This is a genomic window from Paenibacillus sp. P32E (assembly GCF_001909085.1).
Taxonomy (GTDB): domain Bacteria; phylum Bacillota; class Bacilli; order Paenibacillales; family Paenibacillaceae; genus Paenibacillus_AQ; species Paenibacillus_AQ helianthi.
This window is the reverse complement of sequence record NZ_LVYY01000003.1, coordinates 98,017-118,810: the sequence shown is the minus strand read 5'-3', so window position 1 is coordinate 118,810 and position 20,794 is coordinate 98,017. Positions and strand designations below refer to the sequence as shown.

The following is a 20,794-nucleotide window of genomic DNA, read 5'->3' as shown; positions in this document are numbered from 1 at the left end:
TAAAGACACCTCTCTCCCTATACCAGTTCTACTATTTTTATCGTGCCGTTCCCTTGCCACATCCCGATATCACCAGTCTTATACAAACGCTTACTGCCCGCAGGCGCCAGAAAATTTTCTATCTCATGCTCTGTCATCCATTCCGCCCAGCTTCCGCAATCCCGGTAAAGGTTATCGCTGGCTATGCAGATCTCCCCCGGAGCTCCTATTGGAACAGGCTGCTGCCAATGGTCAAGTATATACACCTCCGTGCTGATTTCCGGATCGTTTACACCCTTATATATTTCTTCCTGGTCCTCGTATAGCACATCCACCTTAGCGGTCTTGGCGAAATACTGAAGGATCCTTTGGCTCTCCTCAGTGGACAGGATCGAAACGGCAGCTATTCTCTGGTCACGGTCCATTACTAAGGACATCAGGACATTCTGAAAATTATAGAACATCCGTTCCATGAAATCCTGATCCCACAAAGCCCGGTTGTAGTAAACTTCAAACAGAATGGTGTTATCCCGAGGTGCTATCTCCACAATAAGGTCATAATTAATATCAACAGAGCCTTGCACATGATTAAGCTTCAACACTCTGTTTGAATTAGTCATATCAGCATCTACAGGGTAGTTCTGGTATATCAGCAATGAGTGGAACAACGCCTCTCCAAACGGAATGGCACTGACCTCCTGAATTTCTGGCAATAAGCTGTATTCATATTCCTTGATGTCCAGGGTGGCCATCTGAAGATTCGCAAGCAGCTCTGCCGCAGTTGTACACTCTGTCAAATTAACCCTTAGCGGTAAAGAGTTAATAAACAGCCCAATCATCTTTTCCACATCCGGCAGTGTATGTGGTCTCCCTGAAACGGTACATCCGTATAATACGTCATCCTTGCCAGTGTACCGGCTCAAAATTAATCCCCACGCTGCCTGCAGCAGAGTATTCAGCGTATATGGCTGTTGTCTGGTGAATTTCTGAATGAGTTCCACCGTTTCAGCATGAATGGTACAAGTGTACTTGATCATATCTCTTATCTGCGGCGAGGATTTCTCATCATTGTCTAGTGCAAGTCCTGGCAGCGGAGTTGCCGCTTTTATTCCCTTCAGGTACTCTCTCCAGAATCTCTTTGCCTTATGGTGGTCCTGAGTCAAATACCACTGAATGTACTCCTTGTACGGAGTCACATGGGACAGTCCGATTTTCCGGTTGTTATAGAGCGCATCGTATATACCGAGAAGTTCACTTAGTAATGCAAACACACTCCAACCGTCTAGGGCAATATGATGAAAGCTGCATATCAACTGATTGCTGCTCTGGTCAGACTCACTGCTCAAAAACATTATCCGTACAGGCGCCTCATCCACCAGATTAAAGGCCCGGCTCGTGAACGTGCGGATTTGTTGCTCCCGTTCTTCTTCTCCATCGGCAAGTTTACATTCAACCGGGTGGCTCAGGTTTTTACGTACAAGCTGAACAGGCTCAGTCCGACCTTCCCATAGATAGGTTGTCCGTAAAATAGGATGTCTGTCCGCAATTTCCTCCCATGCCTTTTGCATTACGGAAGGTACAAGTTCGCCAACTAAGTGGGCATATATTCTGCCGTTATAAGACGATGACACATCATCCGACAGCGCATGGTACAGCATGCCCTGCTGCATGGGAGAGAGTGGATAGGCATCCTCGGTTGATGCGGGAAGCTTGGAAAGCTCATCCAGGGACATATTTATCAAAGGAAAATCCGATGCCGTAAACTCTCTGTAAGCCACATTCATACAATGATCGGCAATAGCCATTATCTCATGCTCTATAGACGACACTAGCGCGGCGGCCAGCCCATGCTGCATCATAGCCTTCGTCACTGAGACATGAATAATTAGTTCATCATGAATAACCATGCTGTTCAATTCCAGCAGATAAGAACGTCTGGCGGTGGGACTATGGAAGCTTCCATTAGCAGCGCTTGCCAGCTCCATATTTAAGGAGGAACGTCCGCCGTCTACCTGACCGAGATAGTTGAACAGCACAGAAGGCAACTTGCCGGCACTAAGCCCTGCATCCCTGGTTAAATACTTCAAAATTCCAAATCCGATACCTTTATTCGGAACAGTCCGAAGGGTCTCCTTGACGCCTTTGATTTGCTCACTTATTGCCTCGCTATGCCCCATCAGCACAATAGGATAAGCACTTGTGAACCAGCCTACAGTTCTGGTTACATCCAGATCCTTCAGAATATTCTCACGGCCATGCCCCTCCAGCATTATGGACAAGGTATCGCTGCCGGTACAAGTCCTAGCTGCTCTAAAAATAGCGGTTAGCAGCAGGTCATTAATATCCGTATTGTAAGGGTGGTTGGCAGTTCTGAGCAGATTGTCTGTGTAGAACTTATTGATTACTATAGGGATAGTGACTCCGTCGCTTTCAATACCGGGGTCGTTGAATAACTCTTCCGCCAAACGGCTTATACTTTGAGCGGTTTTCTTCCAATAAGGCAGCTCAGACTGTATTTCAGCGCCTTGGGCATAACTATGCTGCGCTTCAGCCCATTCCTTAAATGACGTTGTTTTAGCCATAAGCTCGGCTTGTTCATTATTCATCAGCGCATCCAGCAAGAGCCTCAGGTCCTCAGCAATAATTCTCCAGGATACTCCATCGACGATTAAATGATGGACTGCCAGCAGCAGCTTCTGCGTTCCGTCACAGCATTGGAACAGCACTGGTGCGATCAAAAGGCTGGTATCCAGTTTCAAGGATCGTTGTGCCCGGTTAGATTCCTCCAGAAAAGCTGTTTTTTGGGCTTCCAAGGACATTCCCGTGCAGTCCACAGTATGAATTGTAATGTCATGGATACGTGGTTGGTTGAATTGCCTCATATCCCCGCTTCCGCCGTTATAGCTTATTCTTAATGCGTCATGGTGATTTATAACCCCCAACAGAGCCTGCTTGATTACCTGCTCCGGATAAGGAACCGCAAGTGAAAAGAAAGCCGGTAAGTTCCAATGCTCAGGATTAGAGAAATTTTCATTAAAGAACCATTGCTGAATAGGCGTAAGCTTGATTTCTCCCGTCACTTCAACTTGTGATTCAACCCTGTTGTGGACTGTCTTGGTTATTTTCCGGCCTAGCTGAGCAATGGTTTTGTTAAGATAAACAGCTTTAGGCTCAAGTTGATAGCCCTGCTTTCGTAATCGGGAGATCATCTGAATGACTGCAATAGAATCGCCGCCCAGCTTGAAAAAATCATCTATTCTGCCGACACGTGTTACTCCCAGTAATTCTCCCCAAATATCTGCCAGAATCCGTTCCGTCTCATCAGCAGGCTCGTGATAATTCTCACCGTCCTTCACGACACCAACTTCCGGTTGGGGCAGAGCCTTTCGGTCTGTTTTGCCGCTAGCATTGATAGGCAGGACATCCAGCGTCATGAAGTAGTGGGGAATCATATATTCGGGTAGTCTATCTCTTAAGTAATCCGGCCAATCAATGCTAACCTCGCGTGAAAGAACCAGATACGCTGCCAGACGTTTGTTACCGTAAGAATCACTTATTGCATTTACTACACATTCTTTGACCTCTTCATGCTGAAGAATCGTTGTTTCGATCTCGCTTAGCTCAATGCGGATTCCCCTGATTTTTACTTGATGATCCATACGACCCAAATATTCAATCTGACCATCTTCTGTCCATCTTGCCAAATCCCCGGTACGATATAGCTTACTTCCGGATTTAAGTGGATGGTCTGTAAACTTTTCCCTGCTTAACTTTTCATTATTAATGTAGCCTCTGGCCAAACCTGCCCCGCCAATACATAGCTCTCCAGTGACACCTGCAGGCTGTAGCTGATTATAGGAGTTCACAATCAAGATGCCAATATTGCGCATAGGAGAACCGATCGGAATCAGGCCTGATTCTTGTTTGTTGTCCAAAGAATATCGGGTCGCATAAATCGTAGATTCTGTAGGCCCATAAATATTCTCCAGATGTGCTGTGTCCGAAATACTATAGAAATGCCGTACGGTCTCCCTGGAAATCGCCTCGCCTGCAGCAAATACATATTTAAGAGAGTCTAATTGGCTGTATTCCGCTGCCTCTAAAGAGTTCATAAAGGCATTAAGCATCGAAGGTACAAAATTAATATGCGTAATCCCGTAATTATAGATAGCCCTTAGTATAGAAAGAGGCTCTTTCTCCTCTCCCTGTCTGAGAATGACCAGGCTTCCACCCTTATGAAACCACCCGAACAATTCCGCCACAGATACATCGAAGGTGACAGGAGTTTTGAATAAATAAGCATCCTCCTTCTCCAAAGGATATTTCTCCTGAAGATCCATAATAATATTTGCTACACTTGCATGCTCGATCATGACTCCCTTGGGTTTACCCGTGGTGCCTGATGTATAAATAACGTATGCTAATTGCCTGGAATTGAGGTTCACATGTAAGTTTTCTCCATCACCTGTATAAATCTCCGGATTGTCAAGATTAACTGCCTCTGCAACTCCGTAGACCTTATCAGCCAGGCTATTCTGAACCAAAACCTTCCTCGCGCGGCTATCGTCAATCATATAGCGGATGCGCTCCGCAGGAAACGCGGGATCAATAGGCATATAAGCACATCCCGCTTTGAGCACCGCCAGAATTCCGATAATCATCATGAAGGATCGCTCCGTCAAAATACCGATGATTTCATCCTGGTCCAAACCTTGCTGCAGCAAAAACAATGCAAGTTTATTGGACCGCTTGTTCAATTCACTGTAGGTCATCTCCTCGCCTTCATAAACCAATGCACAAGAATCTGGCGTTTCCTCCACTGCTTGTTCAAACAGAGACACCAGTGTTTCCCCGTAGGCAGCTTCCTGTGCTACTAAAGGTGTTTGCCATTCTTCGAGAATTTGCAATCGCTCTTTCTGAGTAATGACTTCGTAAGAATCCACTGCACGGGAAGGAGTAATGACCGCCTTCTCCAGAAGTGTTTTATAATGGTTCAGCATCCTTTGTATTGTGGATTGAACATAAAGATCGGTACTATATTCCAAAACAACCTTCAATTCGCCTTTATCCTCGAAAACCTGCATGGACAAATCAAATTTTGAGGTCTCGTTGTAATAAATGTCCGCTTCCATCTGTCCATCTGTATGTGATACAGGCTTCATAGGCGCATTTTGCAGGACAAACATCGTTTGAAACAGCGGATGCCTGGATGGGTCTCGTTCTACATTTAAGCGCTCTATGATCTCCTCAAACTGAATGTCCTGATTCTTTTGCGCATCCAGCACCGTAGACCTAACTTGTCTTAGAAATTCACGGAATGTCCCCTTGCATGTTAGCCGTAAAGGCAGCGTATTGGTGAAAAAGCCAATAAGCGGTTCTACCTCTCTCCGGTTCCGGTTAGCAAATAAAGAGCCTAGCAGGAGTTCATCCTGGTTGGAATAACGCTTCAGCAGTGCTGCAAACCCCGCCAATAAAACCATGTATAGGGTGGCTCCTTCTTCCTGTGCCATCCTCTTTAAATTATCTGTTAATCCCTTACTGATCCGAAGTACTTCTACTGTGCCCCGATAGGTTTGGATATCCGGACGAGGCTTGTCCGTTGGCAAATCCAGCACGGGAAGCTCGCCTGTCAATTGCTTTTCCCAGTATGCCATTTGCTTGTTATGCTCTTCACTCTTAAACCACTCTTCTTGCCAAAGGGCAAAATCAGCATATTGAATCTCTAGCACCTCTGCAGGGAGACCATGCCCATCCAGCAGAGTGAAATAATAATGAGAGAATTCTTTAAGCAGCACACCAACAGACCATCCATCCGAGACAATATGATGAATAGATACAATAAGAGTACAGTGATCCTCCGCTGTTCTGAGAATCTGAAATCTGCAAACCGGACCTTTTACCAGGTCAAACGGCTTCATAGACTCTTCTCTAATAAGTGTATCTACAGTGTCCTGCCTTAGTTCCTCTGTCAATGAAGTCAGGTCACGGATTACAGCCTTAACGGGTGCTTGAGCTTGAATAATCTGAACAGCCTGATCCTCAATAACGTCAAAGGTCGTTCTCAAAATTTCGTGCCGCCGGATAATTTCCTGAATGGCCTGCTCCATATATCCGGCGTGGATATGGCCCTTTATTTGTATTACCACAGTGTTATTGTAGAAGGGATTATCCGGCTCCAGCTCATACAAAACCCATTGCCGTTTCTGTGCAGACGACATTTGAACCTTTGAACCTCTAACTCTGGGAACAACTGGTTCCATCCTGCCTCTTTCTTCTTTGTACAGTCTTTCATTCAGAACATCAGACAGCCGCTTTAATTCTGGAAAGTTAAACAAATCTTCGAGTTCCACCTGAACCTTAATTTCGCTGCGCAAAATTGAGACCAATTGAGTCGCTTGTAATGAATTTCCGCCGAGTTCAAAGAAATGGTCATTAATGGTGATACGGGAATCGTTGAGGATTTTTTTCCAGCACATAATAAGGACCTGGTCCAATTCATTTCTGGGACTGCTCTCCAAGGGCTTAGCAGGCGCTGAAAGCTCCGCCAGCATTCTCAGATCAACTTCCCCAGCCTCATCAAGAGGCATCTGTTCAATCTGCTTCAGTTCAATCTGCGGGGCTTCCGTCCCTGTAGAAGCTGCAGCTATTTCTTTAAATAAATCGTTAATCTTTTTAAGCTGATTAGGCTCAACTGCTGTCTGAATAAATATCGTTACCCGGTGAACGGGAGGGACATCCGCACGGCTTAATTCCTGGATTTCCTTCTTAGCGCCATTCAGACCAATGAATTGTACAGGTTCCACAGACCTCAACCCCGCCCACAAGGACAAAATTCCGTTTTGTTTGGTAATGGGGCTATACCCTCTGCTGCCCAATTGATTCTTAATGATTAAACCGCTTCCCATACCCAGCTCATCCCACAAACTCCAGGAGAAGCAGTAAGCCTGCATAAGAGCAGATTGATTCTGGTAGACCGTGAAGATCTCCATGAATTGATTCGCGGAGCAATACGCTCCTACTGTCATCCCGGAATGTAAGGTTCTTGCCGAGGACGACGAAATAAACAGGATATCTTTCTTATCTTTAACAAGCTGATGAAGCACCCAAGTGCCGTAAACCTTGGCTTCATACATTTCATCCAGCTGCTCTTGAGTCTGATCTTCCATAAGGTACTCCTGAATAATACCTGCAAGATGAATAACACCGCTTAGGGATTGCTGCTGCTCTGCTTCAAATTCGGCAATCAGGTTGGATAATCGCAATTGATCTGTCAGGAGAGCTGTCTCATACCGGATCGTTCCGCCAGCGGCTTCTTTATTCTTTAGACGCTCGAAAGCTTCTTTTTTTTGAGGGACAGTCAATGGCGTCCTGCCGATAACCAGAATGTTAGCTGCATATTGCTCCATGAGCTGCTCGCATACAAGTATACCGATTCCGCCTAATCCACCGGTCACTATGTATAATCCTTGCTTCTTCAAAGGAAGTCGGCGGCTCGCTGTAGCCAGCATGTCCATCTTCTCGATAACAGGAACCAGCCGACAGTGATTTCTGTAGGCAACAACCCGGTATTGATCCTGTGCAATAGATTCCCTGCTCAGAATTTCCATTAATTCAATATTCTCATTGTCTGGTATATCTATCAGCTTAGAATAAACATGGGGTAATTCATGGGAAACGGTTTTAATGAAGCCAGGGATGGTTGCCTGTTCATAATGAACAACCTCATTTTCTAATGCCCCTATAGCCTGAGAGGTCACCATAAAGAGATAAATATCCCGATCTTCATATCTCTTCAGTGCTTTGGTTAAATACAGCAGACTAATACTTGCGTCCAGTTGGGCTTCCTTAAGATCCTGAACCGAGCCAATCTTTTTCACAGATCCTATGTTCCAAAGATGAACTACGTACTCCATCCAAAAGGCTTCTTCCGCTAAGCATTCCATAAGATTCTGGTAATCATCCGGATTAGAAGGGTTGATATAATACTGTCTGGAATCCGCTTTCCGGAAATGCTCACCCTTCAATACCAGTATCCCTTCCTGAAGTTCAGAAGGTGTATCTTCTACCGAGTTGGCAAAAACTACTGTATTCTCGGCTTTAATCTTGCTAGGCTCCGTTTCATCAAGTTCGCAGCTTATCCACTTCTGTTTATAGCTCCAGTCTGGAAGCGTATATTCATTGCTGAGCAATATGTCGATTTGTTTTTTGATCGGGACGAAGGCTCCGTTTTTATACTTTTGAATCAGCTCATTGCGTTGAATTTTGCCGCTGTTGGTTTTAGGGAACTCATCTTGGGAGAGGGGTATGATTATGGCAGGATACAGGCCAAATTTTCTGCTGACGTCATATTTAATTTGGTCTATCATTTGCGGCAGGCGGGAACCGGAATCCTCGTCCAGAACAAAAAATACTGCAAGCTGATCTACATTCTGTTCATCCGGAATGGCACACGCGGCTACATAGGTAACTTCAATTCCGTCAATTTCCTCTATAGCTGCTTCAATATCGTAGTTATAATGATTGTTTCCGTTAATGATGATAACGTCCTTTGCCCTACCGGTAACCGTAAGTCTCCCGTCGATCAAAAATCCCAAATCCCCGGTTTCAAACCACCCATCAATAAAGGATTCCTGATTAGCTTCCTCATTCTTGTAATAACCATTCATAACTGAAGGGCTTTTGACTTGCAGACGACCGATATTACCCTCATTCAGAAGGGCATTGGCGCTGTCAACAATCCGTAATGCCACACCGGGTATCGGCGTACCCGATTCTGTGAAAACTACGTGATTCGGATCATCAGCGGAAACGTGTCTGATTGTACCACTTAGTGAATTTTTGTCTATATAATGGATCCCCGAGGGCGTGTCTCGCATTAGAAGATGGGATTCAACTATACCTGATGAGGTTTCTGACATACCGTAAGCTGGAATTAGCGCATTGGCTGGAAGGTGAAACGGCTTCAGCAGATTGAGAAAACGGTGTGCCACTTTACCTACAACTGCTTCTCCTCCGTTCAGGACATACCGCATGGAGGACAAGTTCCAGCTTCGTTCACCGGCTGCTGCTACTGCATCGTTTAACATGGAAAAAGCAAAGTTCGGCGCCCAGGTCAAAGTTGCTTTATAATAATCGATCCAGTCCAGCCACAGTAAGGGATTATTCACAATGCTGTCAATATGGCCTATCACTTGGGTACAGCCCAAACAAACATCCCTTACATGAAACATCACAATACCGCCCACATGATCCAAGGGCATCCAGTTTAGCGAAATATCGCGATGATCAAACTGATTGTGAACGGAAGTAGCCATTGATCTCCAAATAATCGAGCTGTTACGATGCTGTACGCATTTGGGTTTACCGGTGCTTCCAGAAGTAAGCAGGTTGAGAACAAAGCTGTCCTCTGCAGCTTCATACCCATTCGTGTCGGGAAAGTCTGCTTTTATTTTTTCGTAACAGGCTATTCGCACTTCATTTTCATTCCAGAGAACTTCGAGTTCTGCCAGCTTTGGTTCAAGCTCAAGCTCAGATAAAATCACAGGATGATCCAGCAAACTCCACGAATTATAAATTTTGGTCAATAAGGCGTTCATCTCGGAATAGATAGGCGCTATGGCTATTGGAGTCGGCAAAAATCCGCCCAATACACAAGCCCAGAAGGAAATAATAATCTTTTTGTTGTCTTTAAACTGGAAGATAACAGAGTCTCCAGGCTGCAGGCCTAGCTTCTTCAATCCATACAGTAGGCACTGTGCTTCGTGCAAAAGTTCAGTATAACTACAGAAGCTCTCCGTTCCATCCATATAAATAAAGTGAATACCCTGACTTCCATGCTTGTCAGCCGCATTCTTTAACAGTTGCTGCAAGGTTGCAGGGTAGTGTGGCTCAATGTTTAGAGGAGCTCCATAACTAATTGCTGGTTTTTGCCGATCAATGGCTTCTTGCTCAATAACCGCAGATTTTGGGAGGATGGTATCTTGAATATAAGGATTACGTACCGCTTCAATACTGCCATCGGGGAAAAGATCGTTCAGATGCACGGGGGGAATCGAATATTCCGTTTCAGTTACTATGATTCCGGACTTCTCAATGAACGGAATACTCTGAATGGTTTTCTCCAGCTCTATTACAACCTCTTGTATCTCTTTATTAATGGAAGAATTCATTGTCCACCTCGGTTATAATATTAGTCATGCTCAACCCTTTACACTGGAATGAATAATATGGATTACCTGAGATAAATGCTCATTAATAAAAAAATGTGCGCCCTCAAAAGGAACTACAACACAGGTACCCGTTGTGTGCATCTCCCACGCTTGAACTTCCTCATCTGTCATATAATCCCGTCTGCCTTGTAAAACAGTTATGGGGCAATTCATTTTGTTACGGACAGGAATGAAGCTGTAGGTCTCGACCATACGGAAATCAGCCCGAATCACTGGCAGGAACATTTCAATCAGCTCCCGGCTATCCAGAAAATCCTCTGTAACCCCATTGTATTCTTTTAGTTTTTCTAAAAACCGATCATCCGGCAGCAGATGAATTTCTTCCCTGCGGGACAAAAACAAGTTAATATGGGGTGCTTCTTTACCTGAAAAAAACATATGTCTGGGAAGAAACTTCTTGTTAAACTGCAGTTTCTGATACAATTCAAAAGCAAGTAAAGCCCCCATACTATGGCCGAAGATAGCGTAAGGTTCCCGCGTGTCCAGTTCCCTCAATAAGCGGCTGTAAAGATCCTCTACCGCCTCCTGAAAGTCTTGGTATAGAGGTTCTCCGAACCGTTCTCCTCGGCCAGAGAGCTCCAAGGGAATCAGTTTGATATCTTGGTCCAAATGCCTCCTCCACTTCAAATAGTAAGTTGCAGAACCTCCTGCATACGGTATACAAAATAATTTCACATGTTCTCTCTCCCCGCTGACAAATTAGTCGATTCATTCACAAAGAAAGATCCCTTTTTTGAAATATAAAGGATGCTGCTGCAAATATAAGAATGGATACAACAACTAACACAAGGCTTATGCTCACCGTATCATACGTACCCTGGATAATTTTCTCAGGCTGATACAAAGTGAATATCGTACAATATTTGAGCCATGACAGCTTCTCAGACAATTTGCTGACCATATCAAGTCCATAGAATAATAAAGTAACCCCAAAACCTGCTCCGAGGGCTGTCTTCTCTTCATCGAATATACAGGAGAACAAGAAAGAATAAGATCCAATTAGAAGAAATATCAGCATGACTATTAGATTTAATTCCGTAAAAACACCCAAATCAAATGCACTGTTATTAACAAATGAAAGTACTCCGAAATACCCTCCAAGATAGGTGAATAGACACATTACAACAAGCCCGGTTACAAGAACTGCTGCTTGAGTATTAATCACCTTTCTTCTCGTCACTGGGGTCGATAATAGATAAGCCATTGATCCTCGATCTACAAATCTACTGACTAACTGGCAAGCTGTCAGAATCGTGTACGCCATCAGTAAATACAGGTAGATAGAATTGTAAAAATTCATAGCCATATATTCCACTGCATTGGTCAAATTCCCTTGGATTCCGAATGCATCCATTACACTCTTGGGCAAGCTTTTGATAACATCATTAAATTGCTGTGAATCGGACAGTAACGGGAATGTCATAACGAGTAAATACAAACAGAGAAAGCCCGTGAAAGCACAAGTAAAGAGGAACTTCCCGTGTCCTTTCATCATCGCTTTATATAAGGAGAAGTTCATAACTTAAGCCTCCTCGTCATAATAATATTTCATGAATACGTCTTCCAGGCGCTGCCGTGGTATATCCAACGCCTTGATCGGATATTGACTAATCTGCTCCAAAATTTCGCTAATCTCCCTATCGACAGAAATAACCGCCTTATTCCCGGAGTGGCTTTGTACGACAAGTCCGGAATGAACAATCGTCTGAAGATCTTCCTGACGGTAGAACTCCACCTCATATCTATTAGCAGCCATCTCACCTTTTAATAGGGACAGTTCCTGAACGGTTATTATCCGGCCTTTACGGATGATAGCTATAGTATCCGCAGTATCCTCTAGTTCACTGAAAATATGGGAGGAAATGAGAATGGTTTTCCCTTTACTTTTCTCCTTATGCAACAGATCTACAAATGTCTTTTGCATCAGAGGGTCCAGACCTGAGCTGGGTTCATCTAGAATAATAACCTCAGGATCGTGCATAAAAGCGTTAATAATTGCCAACTTTTGTTTCATGCCTTTGGACATTTTCCGGATGGGCACTCTCATATCTAAATCAAAGGTTTCAATTAATTCCTTACGCCGCGTGTTTGACTTTAGATTCCTCATACCTGCCATAGCATCCAAAAAGTCCACGGCAGTCATGCCTTCAACAAAGGCGATTTCACCTGGGACATAACCTAATATGCTATGTATCTTGTCTGATTCTTCCCAGCAATCATATCCGTTGATAGTCGCTTTACCGGTGTCAGGCTGCATATATCCCATTAAGTGACGGATCGTGGTAGATTTACCAGCTCCATTCGGTCCAAGATAACCAAAGATCTGCCCCATATCCACTTGGATGCTAACATCAAACAAACCTTTTTGATTTGGGAATTTTTTGGTTAAATGATCAATTTGAATCATGTATGCACCCTCCCTTGTAAATTCATGAGTGAATATAAATCAACATAAGTAATAAATTTTATTACCTTATACCTTTCTTATGCCTCCCGTTACTTATTATGGAATATAATTCCGACTGTTGTCAAATTATCTATCATTAACTAGACTTTGGTTTTTAATGGATAGAATCATACTCTGTGCTCTGCATTTTGTGAAATAAATACATTCCTAAAAACCTTCATTCCCGTGGTAATTACCATATTATTCCTCAGAAATCATTTTTATTCTCTCTAATCTCGTTTCACTCAGGAAAACAGCGATGAAACGAGCATTGTCGCAACGACAAAAAGACTGGGGATGATCGAGTACAGATCGATCTTCTCCAGTCTTTGGTCTTCTTGTGGACGCTAATTTTTATTCCTGTACAGTTTTTTTGAAAATGGATGTGAGTTGTAATTCATCTTGTCACTAAATAGGGTTAATTCGAGCAGTTTTGTAACGTTCTTTTGGCACATTTTGTATCTATTCTTGGCACAAACCGTTGATTCCTGTAATAACACCTGTCACAATGTGTGGGCCAAAGAGTTCCCGACATTGAATACACCTAAACATAGGTGAGACTTGTCTTCAAAGAACCATTACTGAATAGTCGATTGTTTCGAAAAAAACATTTCAGTCGATTTAATCAAATAATCCCACTATACTATTAGAGAAAGATAACCCGACTTTGCTTTGGGGGTGTGTGGACAAGTCTATGCTCAGATCCAAGCCTTTTTATTATCTGTTATTACTGTCTCTCCTGACCCTGGCAGCCATCTTCATCTTCATCTTCAACACCCGTTCGAATGAACGCGGATCCGGAAATGAAGCAGCCCAATCAACATCTCCGGTCTCCGGCCGTCCTGACCAGATCAGCATTCTGATCGAAAACTCCTATCTGCCTTATATCAGGAAAATTGCCGCGCGGTATGAAGAGCAATATGGGATTAAAGTCGATATCCGCTCCACCGATATCAACTCGCTGCATGACCAGATAGAAGACAGCATCCTGCGGGGAGGCTCAGATTTGGATATTATCCTGGTCGATACGGTCTGGACCACCGGATTTGCCAGAACCGGCTTGCTTGAGCCTCTGCGGAACTATGTCACAGGAAGTGTAATTGATAAATTGGTACCCATTGCTTATAACCAGCGGGTCATCAGCAATGATTTATATGCGCTTCCTGATTTATATGCCTTCCCGGTCATCATGGAAGAGAAGTTCCTCTACTATAATGAATCGATGCTGAGAAGCGCCGGCATTTATGCTCCTCCAGCCACCTGGGAGGAACTGAAGGACATGGCAAAGTACATTCAGGATAAGGGACTTGCCAAGTACGGCCTGATCTGGAGCTGGAAGCCGGGCGAAGGCCTGATCACCGATTATACGCTGCTGGCCAACGCCCTTGGCGTGCAGGCGAAGGATGCCAACGGCCGCTGGGTATTCAATGAGGGCGGCGGCGTGCAAGCGCTGGAATTCATGGTGAACACCCTGCGGAGCAGCGGTTTATCCGATCCCGCTTCCCTGACTGCAGGCGATATGTCGTCTATTGAGACCTTCGCGGAGGGCAAGACGCCTTTTTTGATCAGCTGGGCTTATGCCGATCCGATCCTCAGCCGCAAACCCGGCTTTAAAATGGCGCTCGTGCCCGGTTTCCAGGGATATCAAAGAAGCTCCACCGTTACCGGGGGCGGCGCACTCGGCATTACCCGAACTTCACGTCATAAAGACTGGGCCTGGAAATTTATTGATTTGACGATCAGCATGAGAAATGAAGTGTCTGCCAAGGACCAAATTGGAGGCCTTTCAGTCTGGAACGAGCAGATCGACCAATTCGAGAATGAGGAAAAATACCTGAACCGGAACCTGATGACCGAACAATTTGAATATGCGATCAACAGGCCGAGCATGTCATCTTATGTGGAGTGGTCGGGTGTGCTGCAGGATGCCATCACCTCGGCGCTCACCGGCAGGAAGACGGCCAGGCAGGCGCTGGATGAAGCCAAGGCGGAAATCGAAAAGAAGGGCATCAAATAAAAAATCTCTATCCCCGCTTGTTTTGCCAAACCGGCCGGGGATAGAGATTTTTGCTGTGCGCCCTCCTGGCGTTATAACGCATTGCAGCGGGGGCCGAACAAGGTTTCTTTATATTCCGAAGGTGTTATTCCATAATATTTTTTGTACACCTGCCCGAAGTATTTGCCGTCCGCGAACCCGACCCGGCGGGCAACTTCCAGTACGGTCAAACGCCGGCTGCCGGTGAGTAATTGCTTGGCCTTTTCCACCCGTTTGAGCGACAGGTACTCGTTAAAGTTAGTCCCCAGCTCTTTTTTAAAAATTCTGCTGAGATGGCTGGCGCTCACATGGAACAAGTCTGCAACCAATTGAAGATTCAGCTCGGCTTCGGCATAATGATCATCCAGATACCGGGCGATCCGCTCCGCCAGGCTTCTTCCCATCGATTCTTCCTTCCTCCATAAGGCCTCCTCGCAGGCCAGGGCTGTAATCCGGCTTAACAGGTCCGTATATTCCCCGAAGGTCCGCAGTCCGGTGATTCCCGCAATGGCTTCGGTGATTTGGTCCTTTATCCTCCACTCCGGTACATGCTTGGACAGGCCGAGCAGGAAGTCAAGACAACAGTTCAGGGCGATACTTTTATTCCTGCCGGCTCTAATGTCGGCCGTGAATTTGTCCAAATACCGTTTCGCTTTCGGTTCGTCGCCGTCACAAATTGCCTCAAACCATTCCGCATCCATACGGCCCAGGGCCGGCTTGCCAGAGCTGCACTGAAGTACATCCTGCAGCTTTGGCATCAGACTTCCCCAGAACAATTGAGTCTCGAGCAGCTTAAGCGCATGCTGGAAGGAGCTGTACAGCTCGCTGATCTCCTGGAAGCCCGTGCCGATGCCGACGCTGATTTGCTTTTTTAAATACATTTCGATGTTCTCCAGACATTCGGTTGTCGCTTCCACCACTCTTTTGCGGATAATCACCTGCTGCAAGGCGGGATCAGACTTGACGACGACAACACTCTTCCCTTCCATATCCACGATGGAGGTCGCCATTTGGAAACGGTGGTACGTTTCATTCACTATATTGTTGACGGCATACTGGTACAGGGAGGCATAGTCTTCATAAGAAAGATCCGAGGGATTATACATCTCAAACACCACGACCACACCGCAGCCGAGCTGGATACCGTAATCCTTCAGCTTTGTACGCATAGCGGCAATATCCTTATTGCCGTTCACAATCACATTCATGAGGATGCCCGCCTCCACGATGTCCGCGTTCTCCCGCTTGGAGTCACTGGCCGCCTGCAGCAGAGAAGCTCTCTTGCCGTTGATCCTGTCCACCGCCTTAAGAATGCAGGCATTCAGGTCCGGAATCTTGATCGGTTTGAGCAGATAATCGAATACTTGATGTCTTACTGCGGTACGGGCATAGTCGAATTCACTGTATCCGCTCAGGAGAATCGTGATCATCCCCGGATAATGACGCTTGATATGCTCGGCCAGCTCCAGCCCGTTCATCCCGGGCATCTTGATGTCGGTAATGACGATATCCGGCTTGAAACGTTCAATGACTTCTATGCCTTCCAGTCCGTTGGCGGCCGTCCCGCATACTGTGCAGTTCAGCTTGCTCCAGTCTACCTTCTCGCTCAGTCCCCGGCTTACGATGTCTTCATCATCCACAATCACGATTTTATACAATATGCTTCCCACCTTTATCCGCAGTATTGGGAGACGCAGTTACATTCTCCATTACAGGCACTATAATATCGACAATGGTACCGCTGCCTGGCATGCCGTTGATCGTCAGACCGTAGCCTTCGCCGAACAGCATTTGAATCCGTTTGTGTACGTTTCTCATTCCGTTGCCTGTCCCTTTGGCGCTGCCGAAGTCCACCTCGCCCGTGAATTCCAGCAGCCGGGCCCGTTTCTGTTCCTCGATTCCGACACCGTCGTCAATCACCCGGAATCTTACTCTCCTTCCATCCATGATCCCGATTATGCTCAGGTTGCCCGGACCGACTTTATTCTCCAGCCCGTGCACGAACGAATTTTCCACAATCGGCTGCAAAATAAACCTGGGAATCCATAGCTCCGCAATGTCGTCGTCCATGTGGATTGAAACCGTGATCCGGCTCTCAAAACGGGTCTTCTGAATAGCTAAATAAGCATTGATATATTCCAGCTCCGAGCGGACCGGCACCATTTCCCGGTGATCGGCCAGATTGGCCTTCAACAGCTGCGCCAGGGAGATGGTCACATTCTCGATCTTGTCATTCTCACCGTACATGGACAGCCAGCGGATCGTATCCAGCGTATTGTACAGAAAATGGGGATTAATCTGGGCCTTAAGTGCCCGGTATTCTGATTCACGCTGGGCCAGCTCCTTCTGGTACACCTCGGAGATCAAATAATTGATCTTGCCCATCATCTGGTTGAAGCTGCGCCCGAGCCGCCCGAACTCATCCCTCCGGTTGATTCTGACCTGCTGATCGAAACGGTCTGTCTCCACCTGATCCATAACCTGCTTAAGCGCGTGGAGCGGAGCGATTATGCGGCTGGTCGTGAACCAGGTCAAGAGGATGCCCAACAGCACGCCGATCACTCCGATCGCGGTGATCCAGCGTCCGATCAGTTCCGTGCCTTTGGAGATTTCCTTAAGCGGCACAAGCGAGACTACTCTCCACCCTTCCTGGGCGGATATGAAGGTTGTGAACAGCATTTTTCCGTACGGCTCCATATTCAATACAGAAGGCCCCTCGGCGGATTGCAATTTCGCGCGGCGGAGCAGATCATCCACGTGGATACCCAGAACCTCGCTGCTGCTGACAACGATACGATCCTGCTCATCAAACACATAGCTGTAGCGGTAAGGCTCGGACTGCAGGCGTTGCTTTAAATAATCGTCCTTGAGCGAAATAGTTATATAACCGAGCATCTTGAGCGAATCCAGTTCCCGGATGGCTCTTTCGATATAAATAACCCCTTTGTTAACCCTCCAGGTGATTCTTCCCACCGTGTCATAACGCTGTTTCTTCAGCTCGGACTGCACATCGTCCTTATTATTCACACTCCCGGAAGTATTATAGTTCAGCTTGACCAGGAACTGCTGCGTATTGAAGAGATAGACGGTTTCCAGCTTATCAGTGGAGTACAGGATTTTGGAAACGACCAGCTGTTCCAGCGCGCTTAACTTCTCATAGGTAAGCTGGTTCGTCTGCAGCAGCATAGACTGGATTTCTGAATCCTCGGTAATGCTGTCCATCAGCTTGCCCATATACGAAATGGCATCGTCCATATTCTCGCTGATAAATTGCACCTTCTGGGTATCATTTGCCTTGGCGTCGTTCAGATGAAAATTAATGGAAACGGCGTAAGTGACAATCTCGATGATAGCGATTACAAGAATCAGCATGACTACCACCATCAGAATCATCTTGCGCTTTACGCTGGAAGACAGGTAGGTCAGCAGTGCGCGCTTCAATATCCAGCAGCTCCTTCAAACATAGGTTGTACCTATATTACCAAGAATCCTTTTACATGTTAATAAACAAAATTAACCTGTCTGCCGCGTATCCCACAGGGATCGCCTTTATTCTCCACATAGTGAAAACAGCCGGACGCCCCATAATGCGGACCATCCGGCCTTTACTCTTTTGCATATTCGCTATGCGCCTTTTGCTCACGAAGCTTCCGCAGCTGCGGATTTCGATTTTACCATCCGGGAAATCGCCAGGGCGGCCAGGATAATGATCAGTCCCCGCACGATCGGTTGGACAAAGGATGAGATGTTCAGCAGATTCATGATGTTCATGACAACAGCGAAAATGAGCAGTCCGATAAAACTTCCGCCGATCGTGCCGCGGCCCCCGGTAAGGCTGGTTCCCCCGACAATCACGACGGCGATGGCCACCAGCTCAAATTGAAAACCCGAGCGCGGTTCACCCATGCCGATCCGGGAAGTAATCAGCAGCCCGGCCAGGGCGGCAAGAACGCCGCTGATGATATACACGATCACCTTGACGCGCTCAACCTTGATCCCGAACAGCCGGGATGTCTCTTCCCCGCCGCCGACAGCCAGCACATGTCTGCCAAACGGCGTACGGTTCAGCACGAAATATCCGAGGATGAACACCACTACGACATAGACGGCGGGAAGCGGAATGCCCAGTAAACTTCCGTTCGCTATATTCGAAAACGCAGGTGTCACCGTTCCGATAATTGGCCCGCCGTTCGTGTACCAGAGAGCAACGGCCCGGAAGATCGCCATCGTAGCCAGCGTCGCCATAAACGGCTCGACCCGGAATTTCGTCAGCACGACTCCGTTGAGCGCACCGACAAGAGCGCCGATCAGGATCACCACCGCCAGAATGCCCCACACGCCCAAATGCTGCGTATTGGCGCTGACGACCGCCGTTAAAGCCACAACGGATCCGACCGAAAGATCGATCCCTCCCGTAAGAATTACAAGTGTCATACCAACGGCAATGAGCGCACTTTCCGCACTGTATTGCAGCAAATTCATCAGATTGGCGTACGTCAGGAACTTATCGGACAGGAGTGAGCCTACGATCATTAACAGGATGAGGGTTGCCAGCGGAAGATAACTTCTCCATTTCGCCATATTCATTTCATTTCACCTCCTGCAGTGCGTATTCCATAATCTTCTCTTCGGATGCTTCGTCCCGCTGTAGCTCGCCGGTAATCGTTCCGCCGGAGAAGACAAGAATCCGGTCACACATTCCCAGAAGCTCGGGAAGCTCGGAGGAGACCATGATCAGGGACAGGCCCTGGCTCAGCAGTTTGTTGATTTCCTGGTAAATTTCCATCTTGGCCCCGACATCCACACCCCGGGTAGGCTCTTCGAGAATAAGAATTTTATACTTGTCCAGGAGCCAGCGTCCGATAAGCGCCTTCTGCTGGTTGCCTCCGCTGAGAGAGCGGATCGGCGCCTTAATGTTCTTCGGTCTCACCGACAGCTGCTGCACCAATTCATTGGCCTGCCTGCTTTCCTTCGGCTCACTGATCAGACCGAATGTTCTGAACTTGCGCAGCGAAGTAATGGACATATTGGTCCGCACACTTAAATTCAGAAATAACCCCTGCGTCTTACGGTCCTCCGGCACAAATGCAATCCCGTCCGCAATGCACTGCCGCGGATTTCTCGGAACGAATGGCTTGCCGTCCAGCACCATCTTGCCCGAATAGCCTTTGACCAGCCCGAACAGCACTTTAGTCAAAATATTACCGCCCGAGCCCGCTAATCCGGCAATGCCGAGAATTTCGCGTTTGTTCAGGCTTAAGCTCACATTATGCAGCAGCTCCGGCACATTCAAATCAGAAATCTCCAGCACTTTGGCACCGATCTGTTCCGTGTTCACAGGATAATATTCATTCAGCTCCCGCCCGATCATCAGCTGGACGAGCCGCGCTTCATCCGTATCCTTGATATCCATCGTTTTTACATGCTGTCCGTCCCTCAGAACGGTAACCCGGTCAGCCATAGCGAAGATTTCCCGCAGCCGGTGCGAAATATAGATGATCGTTACCTTTCTTTTTCTGAGCTCGGCAATCGTCTTGAACAGCACAGCCAGCTCGTCTTCATTCAGGTTCGCGGAAGGTTCATCCATAATCAGCAGCTCCGCGTTGAACGAGACGGCTCTGGCGATCTCGACCATCTTCCGTTCCGAGATGCTCAGCTCTTCCATTTTCTTATATGGGTCAATCTTGATGTCGAGATTGTTCAGCAGCTCTCCCGCTTCCTTATACAGCGTCTTCCACTGCAACAGGGAACCCTTTTGCGGTTCTCTCCCAAGATAAATATTCTCCGCCACCGACAGCGCGGGAATCTCCTGAATTTCCTGAAACAACGTGCTAACCCCGCTCTTCTGCGCCATATAAGGCGACAGGAACTTGACGGACTGGCCTTTAAAATGAACGTTGCCTTCCGAAGGCAAATGAACGCCGGACAATATTTTGATCAGGGTGGATTTGCCGGCCCCGTTCTCGCCGACAATCGCGTGGAATTCCCCTTCGCTAATGTTCACGTTAATATCTTTCAGCGCATAATGATTGCCGAACTGCTTGGAGATTCCGTCTAATTTAAGGATGACATTATCCATATCGTTCCCTCTTTGTCATATACATG

The 20,794-nt window shown here is 46.6% G+C and carries 9 protein-coding genes; 1 reads left to right on the top strand and 8 read right to left on the bottom strand.

Annotated elements, in window-relative coordinates; translation table 11 throughout:
* Window positions 1-17: 17 nt before the first annotated feature.
* Genes A3848_RS04555 through A3848_RS04535 form a run of 4 tightly spaced genes read right to left on the bottom strand, consistent with a single transcriptional unit; the run spans window position 18 to window position 12,615 of the window.
* Complete coding sequence (locus tag A3848_RS04555; RefSeq protein ID WP_083611911.1) at window positions 18-10,148, bottom strand: non-ribosomal peptide synthetase; 10,131 nt, start codon at window positions 10,146-10,148, stop codon at window positions 18-20.
* Between the two features lie 30 nt (window positions 10,149-10,178).
* Complete coding sequence (locus tag A3848_RS04545) at window positions 10,179-10,883, bottom strand: thioesterase II family protein (RefSeq protein WP_074083771.1); 705 nt, start codon at window positions 10,881-10,883, stop codon at window positions 10,179-10,181.
* Window positions 10,884-10,920: 37 nt separating this feature from the next.
* Window positions 10,921-11,727 carry an ABC transporter permease subunit gene (locus A3848_RS04540; RefSeq protein ID WP_074083770.1) on the bottom strand — a complete coding sequence of 269 codons (807 nt, stop codon included), beginning with the start codon at window positions 11,725-11,727 and terminating at the stop codon, window positions 10,921-10,923.
* A gap of 3 nt (window positions 11,728-11,730) precedes the next feature.
* The gene (locus A3848_RS04535) at window positions 11,731-12,615 is read right to left on the bottom strand and encodes an ABC transporter ATP-binding protein (protein WP_074083769.1); all 885 of its coding nucleotides are present in this window, start codon (window positions 12,613-12,615) and stop codon (window positions 11,731-11,733) included.
* A 721-nt stretch (window positions 12,616-13,336) separates the two neighbouring features.
* On the opposite strand from A3848_RS04535, the gene A3848_RS04530 reads away from it, so the two are divergent.
* Window positions 13,337-14,671: an extracellular solute-binding protein gene (locus tag A3848_RS04530; protein ID WP_143186177.1), complete on the top strand. Its 1,335-nt coding sequence runs from the start codon at window positions 13,337-13,339 to the stop codon at window positions 14,669-14,671.
* Window positions 14,672-14,742: 71 nt separating this feature from the next.
* Here A3848_RS04530 and A3848_RS04525 read toward each other — a convergent pair whose 3' ends face one another.
* The 4 genes from A3848_RS04525 to A3848_RS04510 form a co-directional block, all read right to left on the bottom strand.
* Window positions 14,743-16,347, bottom strand: coding sequence for a response regulator (locus A3848_RS04525; protein WP_074083767.1), 1,605 nt, complete (start codon window positions 16,345-16,347; stop codon window positions 14,743-14,745).
* Window positions 16,340-18,130, bottom strand: a complete 1,791-nt coding sequence (locus tag A3848_RS04520) for a cache domain-containing sensor histidine kinase (RefSeq protein ID WP_074083766.1) — start codon at window positions 18,128-18,130, stop codon at window positions 16,340-16,342. The genes A3848_RS04525 and A3848_RS04520 overlap by 8 nt, the downstream gene beginning before the upstream one ends.
* Before the next feature lie 198 nt (window positions 18,131-18,328).
* Complete coding sequence (locus A3848_RS04515; RefSeq protein ID WP_074083765.1) at window positions 18,329-19,276, bottom strand: ABC transporter permease; 948 nt, start codon at window positions 19,274-19,276, stop codon at window positions 18,329-18,331.
* Window position 19,277: 1 nt separating this feature from the next.
* Window positions 19,278-20,768, bottom strand: coding sequence for a sugar ABC transporter ATP-binding protein (locus tag A3848_RS04510; RefSeq protein WP_074083764.1), 1,491 nt, complete (start codon window positions 20,766-20,768; stop codon window positions 19,278-19,280).
* Window positions 20,769-20,794: the final 26 nt, after the last annotated feature.

Excerpts from the sequence above, each read along its gene's own strand:
- A3848_RS04540 (WP_074083770.1), bottom strand. The coding sequence starts at position 11,727 with ATGAACTTCTCCTTATATAAAGCGATGATGAAAGGACACGGGAAGTTC.
- A3848_RS04555 (WP_083611911.1), bottom strand. The coding sequence starts at position 10,148 with ATGAATTCTTCCATTAATAAAGAGATACAAGAGGTTGTAATAGAGCTG.
- A3848_RS04510 (WP_074083764.1), bottom strand. The coding sequence starts at position 20,768 with ATGGATAATGTCATCCTTAAATTAGACGGAATCTCCAAGCAGTTCGGC.
- A3848_RS04515 (WP_074083765.1), bottom strand. The coding sequence starts at position 19,276 with ATGAATATGGCGAAATGGAGAAGTTATCTTCCGCTGGCAACCCTCATC.
- A3848_RS04535 (WP_074083769.1), bottom strand. The coding sequence starts at position 12,615 with ATGATTCAAATTGATCATTTAACCAAAAAATTCCCAAATCAAAAAGGT.